Annotated in this window: 4 protein-coding genes and 1 pseudogene; 4 read left to right on the top strand and 1 reads right to left on the bottom strand. The window is 43.7% G+C overall.

What is annotated here, in order from left to right; translation table 11 throughout:
* Nucleotides 1-347: 347 nt before the first annotated feature.
* The 4 genes and pseudogenes from GEI7105_RS0106555 to GEI7105_RS34490 form a co-directional block, all read left to right on the top strand.
* Nucleotides 348-2,678 (top strand): hypothetical protein, encoded by a 2,331-nt coding sequence (locus GEI7105_RS0106555; RefSeq protein WP_017659677.1) that lies wholly within the window; start codon nt 348-350, stop codon nt 2,676-2,678.
* Nucleotides 2,679-2,681: 3 nt separating this feature from the next.
* Nucleotides 2,682-4,394 (top strand): DNA/RNA non-specific endonuclease, encoded by a 1,713-nt coding sequence (locus GEI7105_RS0106550; RefSeq protein ID WP_017659676.1) that lies wholly within the window; start codon nt 2,682-2,684, stop codon nt 4,392-4,394.
* 410 nt (nt 4,395-4,804) lie between these two features.
* Nucleotides 4,805-5,731 (top strand): IS630 family transposase, encoded by a 927-nt coding sequence (locus tag GEI7105_RS0106545; protein WP_017659675.1) that lies wholly within the window; start codon nt 4,805-4,807, stop codon nt 5,729-5,731.
* Between the two features lie 310 nt (nt 5,732-6,041).
* Nucleotides 6,042-6,251, top strand: a pseudogene (locus GEI7105_RS34490) (IS1 family transposase); the annotation flags it as partial.
* A 302-nt stretch (nt 6,252-6,553) separates the two neighbouring features.
* On the opposite strand, the gene GEI7105_RS0106540 reads toward GEI7105_RS34490, so the two are convergent.
* Nucleotides 6,554-7,840: a pentapeptide repeat-containing protein gene (locus GEI7105_RS0106540; protein WP_017659674.1), complete on the bottom strand. Its 1,287-nt coding sequence runs from the start codon at nt 7,838-7,840 to the stop codon at nt 6,554-6,556.
* Between the last annotated feature and the right edge of the window lie 339 nt (nt 7,841-8,179).

Raw genomic sequence — 8,179 nt, 5'->3', positions numbered from 1 at the left:
GGTTAAGATTCAGGGGCTCAGTGGCACGAAGACAACGTGCAACAAGTGCTAAAGCACCGATGTGCCTACCTGAACCATCAATTCTCAGACTGAGTCTTGCAAGATTGGGATGCACCCGCCTATCGCCTATCTCCTTTATCTGCTTCAGACTTGTCAAACTCAATCCCTGTAAAGTCTCGCTCTCCCACTGCATAGCGCTCTAACAATTCCTCAGTCGTCATTTTTCTCGTCATATTTTCCTCCAGTTCAACTCACGCTATATCTAACTAATTATACTTATAGTCACTAACCCCCGACGCTGGCACGAATCCATCGCCGCGATCGAAACGAGTTGGCGACCCGAAGGATTGGCTGACACTCCCGACCCTAACAAAATGGTCTTCACCAACCGCAACGAAGACGGAAAGGGATACGGCGTGCTGTCGATTACCCACAACGACCCCAGCGATTTCCAAGCCACGATTCACTACACGCCGCTGTCTCTGGGTAGTTCCTTCGACGACTTCGATGTCAACGAAGCCGTTGAAGTGGTTGTGGTTCCTTACGAAGATACTCACTACGCCTTTGTCGCCGGTCACAACTATCGCGCCTTGGGTCTCGGACTCCCCGGTTGGAACGGTAAAGGCAACATCGGCATTATTAAAGATGCCCTGAGCGACAACCCGCAATTGGTGGCGGGGACGCGATCGCTCCCCGAAGCTCAGGTTAACGGCGTGGCGCTCTCCGGCGACGGAAAAGCCTTGTACGCTGCCTATCCGGGACTCGAAAGTACCTTCGTTTTCGATGTCGAGCAGATGTTGGCAACGGCGAGTAACCCGAGTCATTGGGAGGACTTGCGCTCTCAACCGATTGAGGAACTCAATCCGAATATTTTCCTGGCGGGACGGTTGAAAACCACAGAAAACCCAATCACAGGAGAACGGCGCTACGAGGTCGATCCGGACGATCCTTTGGCTCCCATAACGACAGACGGTGAGGACTACAGTGTCACAGTGGCTTCGACAGTCGATGTCGTGTCGTTGAATGCAGCCCCCGGCGACGATCTCACGCCGACGTTAACTTGGGATTTTGAAGAAATCGACGAGGACGACATTTCGGAAATTAACGTATTTGTCAGTACCTTTGAGGAAGGAGAAGGGTTGTTCCCTGGGGATAACGTCGTGAATTGGTGGGACTTTACTGGAGAAACTGTCGGTTCGTCTCGTACGATCTTCGATGTGTTAAATGTGCCAGAAAGGGCAGAACTGCTAACGCGAGATTGGAACGGTTACGACGATTTCAATCCCGGTCGGATTCTCACGGCAACCTGGCGAGACGGACAGTGGTACGGTTATGACGGTTCGACTCCACTGGCCACCTCAGAAGGCGCTCCACCCAATACGGCGACGCAGTTGACACTACCGGACGATCGCCAGTTAACGGCAGGACAAACCTATCACTGGGCGGTACAAGCTCTCGATAAAACCGGAAAAATTCTCGATGAGGATGTCGAACAGCTCAGCGTACATCCTCTAGAAACCACGTCTCCGTTCACGTTCAGCAGCGTTACGGTTCTCACTCACGGCTTCCGGCTTCCGACAGCCCCCGAGGGCATCCCCGACAACATCTACAACTTAGCGGGAAATATTGCCAGCGCTGGGGGAGACGGCCTGATTATGCGCTACAACAGCGATACGGGAGAATGGGATGCGATCGACGAATCTGGCGCTCCGCGTCCGAACGTCGAACCGAGCAGCTATCTCGGTCAACCGCTGGTGCTATTGCCGGATTGGTCGGAAGGTTCTCAATCCCATATTCCCGATTCTGGGTTTAGCGAAGCTGCCGCCGATGTATTCTTTGCCGCTCTCGTCGATCTCGATCGAAGCCTCGGGGGAGATGCCGAACTCGATGTAACGACCGGAGAATACGTCACCCAACACGGTAAGGTTTTCGATTCGCCGCTACACTTTATTGGCTTCAGTCGCGGTACAGTCGTCAACAGCGAAATGATTCAGCGTCTCGGTAAGCATTTCCCCGAAGCGGGGGGTGCGATGGGGTCGGGAGTTCGCGACCTTCAGATGACCACCATCGACCCTCACGATTTCGAGCAACCCAGTTTGTCGTTTGCAGGATTCGGATTCCCCACGTTCTACGAACCTGAGATTCAGGTGTGGGAAAACGTGACGTTTGCCGACAACTACTATCAAACGGTTCCAAAACTTCGGAACAACCTCACCGGAACGCCAGCGGGACGAGCGATTCCCGATGCCGACCTCAATGTGTTTTTGGGGGGAACGGTTCAATCCGAGGTGAGTGGAAACGTTCGTCGGGAAGATAGCCGTGCTGGATTTACGCGGGAAACCGATGCGATTTTGGGCTTGGGACGAGGTGCGGTTCACGGTCGAACGGTGTCCTGGTACGACGGAACGGTCGATCTCTCGGAAACGGAAGCCCCCGACGCTCTGTATCGCCGCTTGGGAGACAGCTTCCACGAGCATTTGTTCGATCCAGAGTTGGCAAACAACTCGGAATTTGAAAGCGGTCTGGCGAATCCTTGGTACGTTCCCGACCATACGGCGGCTAACTTTGCACTCGAGGACGAGTCTGCTCCCCATGAAGGGATCGGGACGGGATGGTTCTACTCGGTGTTGGGAGGGGGCAAAGATTTACGGCCGGAAGCTCGGTTAGACCGACGCTAACCAGTGACGTTTGATAATACTAATGGTGAGGAAAATCGCGGGGATGCGGCGGTTCCTGATGTTTTCAACGGTAATTTTGAGATTACGACCGCTCCCGATTCGCCCATGGCCAGCCTCTTTAATCGTGAAGAGGCAATTCCAGGCTGGTCTTTTTATAAGGATAACAATGGTGAATCAATCTCTATTCAAAGTGCCTCAGCCTCTGGATCGAGCGAGAACACTGAGCTTCCAACAATGACACTACAGGATATTATCAATGAGTTATCGAGCGACAAAGCTCAAGCACTACAAAATCATCTGACTAAAGCAAATATCGATTTGAACGAGAGTGCTACTAAAATTGAGCCAGGTAGCACACTGATCAAAGATCCTCAATTTATTCCACTTGAAGGGCAATTACGATTCGATCTTTTTGTCCCCAAACCTGCAGCTCCTAACGACAAGACTAGTTTTGTGAAGGTTTCTATTAATGGAACGGAACTTAAAAGTCCAGATCCTTTGAGGTATGAGATTCAAAGTGAAGAATATAATAAACAATATGAAACGAACCGATTACCAGAAGATTACGCACCAAACATAGAACTTCCTGCCGTGGACTTACGTAGTTATGAGAGGGCTATTGTAGAAACAGATAGTGCTTATACTGTTCAAGGTCAGTTCAATCGTCTTGGCTATGCTCAAAATGGATTTGAAACATTTTATGTAGATGTGCCAGAGGATTTGCGAGACGAGACAGGACAGATCGAGATTTCTGTTGAGGGAAAAGTTCCTGTCTATTTTGATAATCTCAATTTTGGCAGCGAACATTTGATATTTGGAGTCCCAGCTTTAATTTCAGAAAATGGGAGCAAACAGAAAGCTAAAACTGATGCAGCAAATTTTTCTAATAACTACTTAATTCACAAGCCTAGTTATTCTCTATCTTTCAACAAGAGTATTAAAAGTCCAAATTGGGTTGGCTATCGACTCAATAATATCTGGCATCAAAACCCAAAACCTTCAGATCTTGCACCACGAACACTGAATTTTGCAGAAGATCTTACCTTGCCTACAAACTTAGGTGGAAACCCATTTTTGAGACCTATTGAAGAAAACTATTCAAATATATTTGATAAAGGACATCTTGCTGCAGCCGCAGATCGCAATCGTTCTCAGAAAGACTATGATTCAACCTTCATTTTTTCTAATGTTCTTCCACAAACGAAATATGATTTCCCTTGGCAAAGTCTAGAGAAGTATTTACAAGACAAAGCAAAAGATGGAAATGATATATATGTTTTTGCTGGAGGTATTCCATTTACCAATGAAGAAACTAAAAAAGCTCTCTACGATTTATATCAAGATAAGGGAATAGATGATTTACGAAAAGCAGGAATTGACATTCCTCAATACACATGGAAAGTAGCTTTAATTTTAGACGATCAATATTTCAATAAAGATATTAATAATTTAAATATTGGTAACGGAATTAAGGAGACAATAGCTATAATAGCTCCTAACGATCCTACATTTCCTTACAAAAAGAAAGGTGTAGATCTTAACAAAAATTGGGAGAGATGGCAAACATCTGTCCGGGTAATTGAAGATATAACTAAACTAGATTTCTTCATAGATTTAGATAAAAGTATTCAGGATTCTATAGAGACTGTAGTTTTTCCAAGTATGGCTCTTGGAAAAACCATAGAGCAGCTATTAGAGCAGAACTCTACAGGATGATAAGAAACAACAGTTTAGCCCTCTTTTGTCAAACCGGGGAAAGATCCTGTTAGAAAAAGGGTAGCGATGAGGAGTAATACGGAATCTGCACACCATAGCTCCTTTTAACGCGATTGCCCAAAATCGATTTAAGTCCTGGCGTACAGGGAATTTACGACGGGGGCCGCAAAACAGGTTTTTCAAAACTGGATTCCGTATTATACGGAATCCAGTTGTCAAAGCCACGCTATAATAGTTAAAACTTCAGACTTAAAAAGTGATGCCGAGAACAGCAACGATAGTTCCCCATTTGCCAGTAGAAGAACTTAAAAACAGATATAGAAAGAGCCGCGACCCGGTAGAGACAAAGAGATGGCATTCCGACATGGAAAGTCGCGTCAGGATGGACGATTAAAAATAGTGCCGTCGCAGTGGGAATCAGTTATGGCTATGCCCGAGAAGTCGTCAAAAACTATAACGAACAAGGAGAAAAATCGATCAGAAATCAGCGAAATAAAAATCGGTCTTATGCGGGAGGTCGAACCCCATTACTGAAAGAAGAACAATTGCAAAAACTTCAAGAAGCGTTAAAGGAGAAACCGGAGGATGGAGGACAGTGGACTGGACCCAAAGTTGCCCGGTGGATCGAAAAAGAAGCCGGACGAGAAAAAGTTTGGAAGCAAAGGGGATGGGACTATTTAAAAAAGTGCGGCTACTCTTGGCAGAGGCCGAGACCAAAGCACAAAAAAGGAAATAAAGAAGAACAGGAAGAATTCAAGAAAAACTTACCTATTAAGGTGAGAAAGCTACAAGAAAAGCATCCCAACACCGAAGTCCAGCTTTGGTTTTTCGACGAACATCGGGTGGGATTGAAACCCATTCTCGCCAAAGTCTGGGCTTTAACGGGACAAAGACCAGATGCGATAGTGGAGCATCGATACGAATGGGTATACGTCTATGGATTTGTGAACCCAAAGACGGGAGAAACTCATTGGTATTTAATCCCACGAGTGAATGTTCAATGGTTGAATTTAGTCTTTCAAACCTTTGCCAAAGATGTGGGTGCTGCCGCAGAGAAAATTATTTTGTTAGTAGAAGATCGAGCGGGATGGCATACCAGTCCGAAAGTGGAAGTGCCTTCAGGAATGGAAATTGAATATTTACCTCCATACTCGCCCGAGTTACAACCGGCCGAACGCTTGTGGAAGTTAGTCGATGAACCCTTAGTTAACACTTATTTTGAAACTATTGAGGAACTTGAAGAAGTGTTGGGGAAAAGGTGCTGTGTCCTTCAAGAACAGATGCAAGAAGAGATTCGGGATTTAACGAACTATCATTGGCTGGAATTTGCGGCTTAAAAGTTTAGCAGGTTTGGGAACAGGATTTGGTATAACCCTCTTTTGTAGGGTCAGCGCATCTTAACAAAGGTTGACAAGCAGGCTATATCATGAGTTGCTTGTCTGGCAAAGGATTGACCTATTTTTAGGCTCCCCTGAGAGCCTAAATTGTTAAGATGAGCAGCTCCTTGTCTTTACAAAAATCCATGTATTTTGGGCAAACGTGAAGGCGGCGATCGCACTGGAAAGCAAGTTTTACGTCCGGTCAGGATTCAACACACATCTATGACCAAAAATCTGTAAATTTTAATACACATTTAGATACGCTTGCCCTGGCAAACGACATAAAGCTGTTGAAAAGGATTCGGGAAAAACCCGTTATATTGAAAGATTCAACAATACTCTTCGTCAGCGTGTGTCTCGACTCGTTCGTAAAACTTTATCTTTTTCTAAAAAGTTAGAAAATCACGTGGGCGCGATTTGGGACTTCGTCCATCATTATAATGCTTCAATCCGCGCTCGCCATCATCACTGTGCATGACTACCCATTTTGTTGTTGGGTCTTCGGAGTTTGTGGTTAGAAATGTATAAAATAACACAAAAAATCGAGAATTCGAGAGCCAAAACCTTTGAAATCTCGTGAAGTTAGTTTTTCTGTCACCCTAAACTCCGAATAGCCATTTTGTTTTGTTTGTCAAGTAAATTGGCTACAAAATTAGATGAGCTTACCCTGTTCTTAAATCTTTTCCATGGAAGGATTTTGACTGAGCAGCATCATTAGAGTGCAGCACTACTCTGATACCGAAGGGGTCAGCGATCGCAGCTTAAATCGGCGAGACTCTATTACCCTCTCAGACGATCTGGATTTAACTCAATTTCTCCATCAGGGAAAATTGTTTTCCAACACTTGGCATCACGACAAAGAGCAAAATCGATTGATTCCAAAAATCCTTTTGTTTCTCTAAGATCGGTTTCAATGAAGTCAGCAAATTCAAAATTTGTCGATGTTAAATCAGCTTTAAATAAGTTAGCTCGATTGAGCCTCGATCTCGATAAGTTAGCATAAGATAAATTGGCTTCAGTTAAATTTGCTCCAGTTAAGTTGGCCAATACTAGATTCGCACGAATTAAATCGGCTCCTGTCAGATCAGCATTTGTTAACATTACACTTCGTAAATTGGTTTCAGTTAGGTTTGAACCAACCAAAGAAGCAAAATTGAGATTTGCCCCGAATAAATCTGCTGTAGATAGATCGACCACTTCTAGTAATGCAAGTTCTAAGTTAGCTTCCCTGAGTTGAGAACCCTGTAAATTAGATCCAGATAGATAAGTATTATGTAAATTAGCTTCTTGTAGATCGCAATTCTGTAAATTTGATTCAGTTAGTAATGCTCCATAGAAATTGCAATTTTTAAAGTTACTGCCTTGAAAATTAGCTTGATGAAGATTTACATCTCGTAAAATCACTCCTTCCAAATTTACATAACTTAAATCAATTTGAATTAGATTTTGTCTACTAAAATCTCTTCTTCCATCTTTATATTCTTTTAAAAATTGATTTCTTTCAAAACTTGACTTTTGATTAAAGCTAGATAAAATACTCAATCTTTCATAGAAAGCCATTGGTCTATAAGGGTAACGTAGAATACCAAAGATAGTTCGATCTAACGTAGCAGTATGTAAGTTTAGGGTTGTTTGTAAATTTACATCTCTCAAATTTGTGTCTGTAAGATTGGCTTTATAGAAATTTGCACCTTCAAGATTTGCACCTTCAAGATTTGCACCTTCAAGATTTGCCCAACTTAGATTAGCATTACGCAGATTTGCACCAACTAAATCAACTTGGCTTAAATCACAATTCTTGAAGTTAGCGTCTTCCAACCGACACGGTGTAAGAATAGAACCTTTTAAATTTGCATTTTGAAAGTTTGCATTAGATAAGTCTAATCTACTAAAATCAACTCCCAAAAGTTTTGCATTTTTGAAAATAATACTAGTTTTCCAATATAGAGGAGATCGCAAAAAATCCAATTGAATTGCTTCTTTGTTTAGGCTTACCTCTCTCATATAGATACCAGTAAAATCTATTTCTCCAGCTTCCCAATGCTTTAAAAATTCTTTAACGTCCATTGATTTTATTTTTCGATTAAAGTAATATTTGTATGATACCGCAATTCAAAATCTGCTAAAAAGTATCCGATCGGATTTAGTCTGGATTTCGATCGCCCATTCTCTCTATTCCATTACCATTAACGATCCAATGTGACACAAGGGATTCACACGATGGGAAGATCGAATCGGATGGACGATCGCATTTAGAATCATCTTACATTTTTTCTCCTACACGAAACCCCCTTCAACGTCCCCACGAACCGGTTCGTACCCGAGAGCGAGGGCAAACACCTCAACTCGATCGCCACCAACTTAATATTTGAGAAACAGAGATCCGCCCGAAATATCGAACGGCGA

This window comes from Baaleninema simplex PCC 7105 (assembly GCF_000332355.1).
GTDB classification, from domain to species: domain Bacteria; phylum Cyanobacteriota; class Cyanobacteriia; order Cyanobacteriales; family Geitlerinemataceae; genus Baaleninema; species Baaleninema simplex.
This window is presented reverse-complemented; position numbering and strand designations above follow the sequence as displayed.

What these genes read in the sequence shown, in the direction of transcription:
- GEI7105_RS0106540 (WP_017659674.1), bottom strand. Translation starts at nt 7,840, where the DNA reads ATGGACGTTAAAGAATTTTTAAAGCATTGGGAAGCTGGAGAAATAGAT.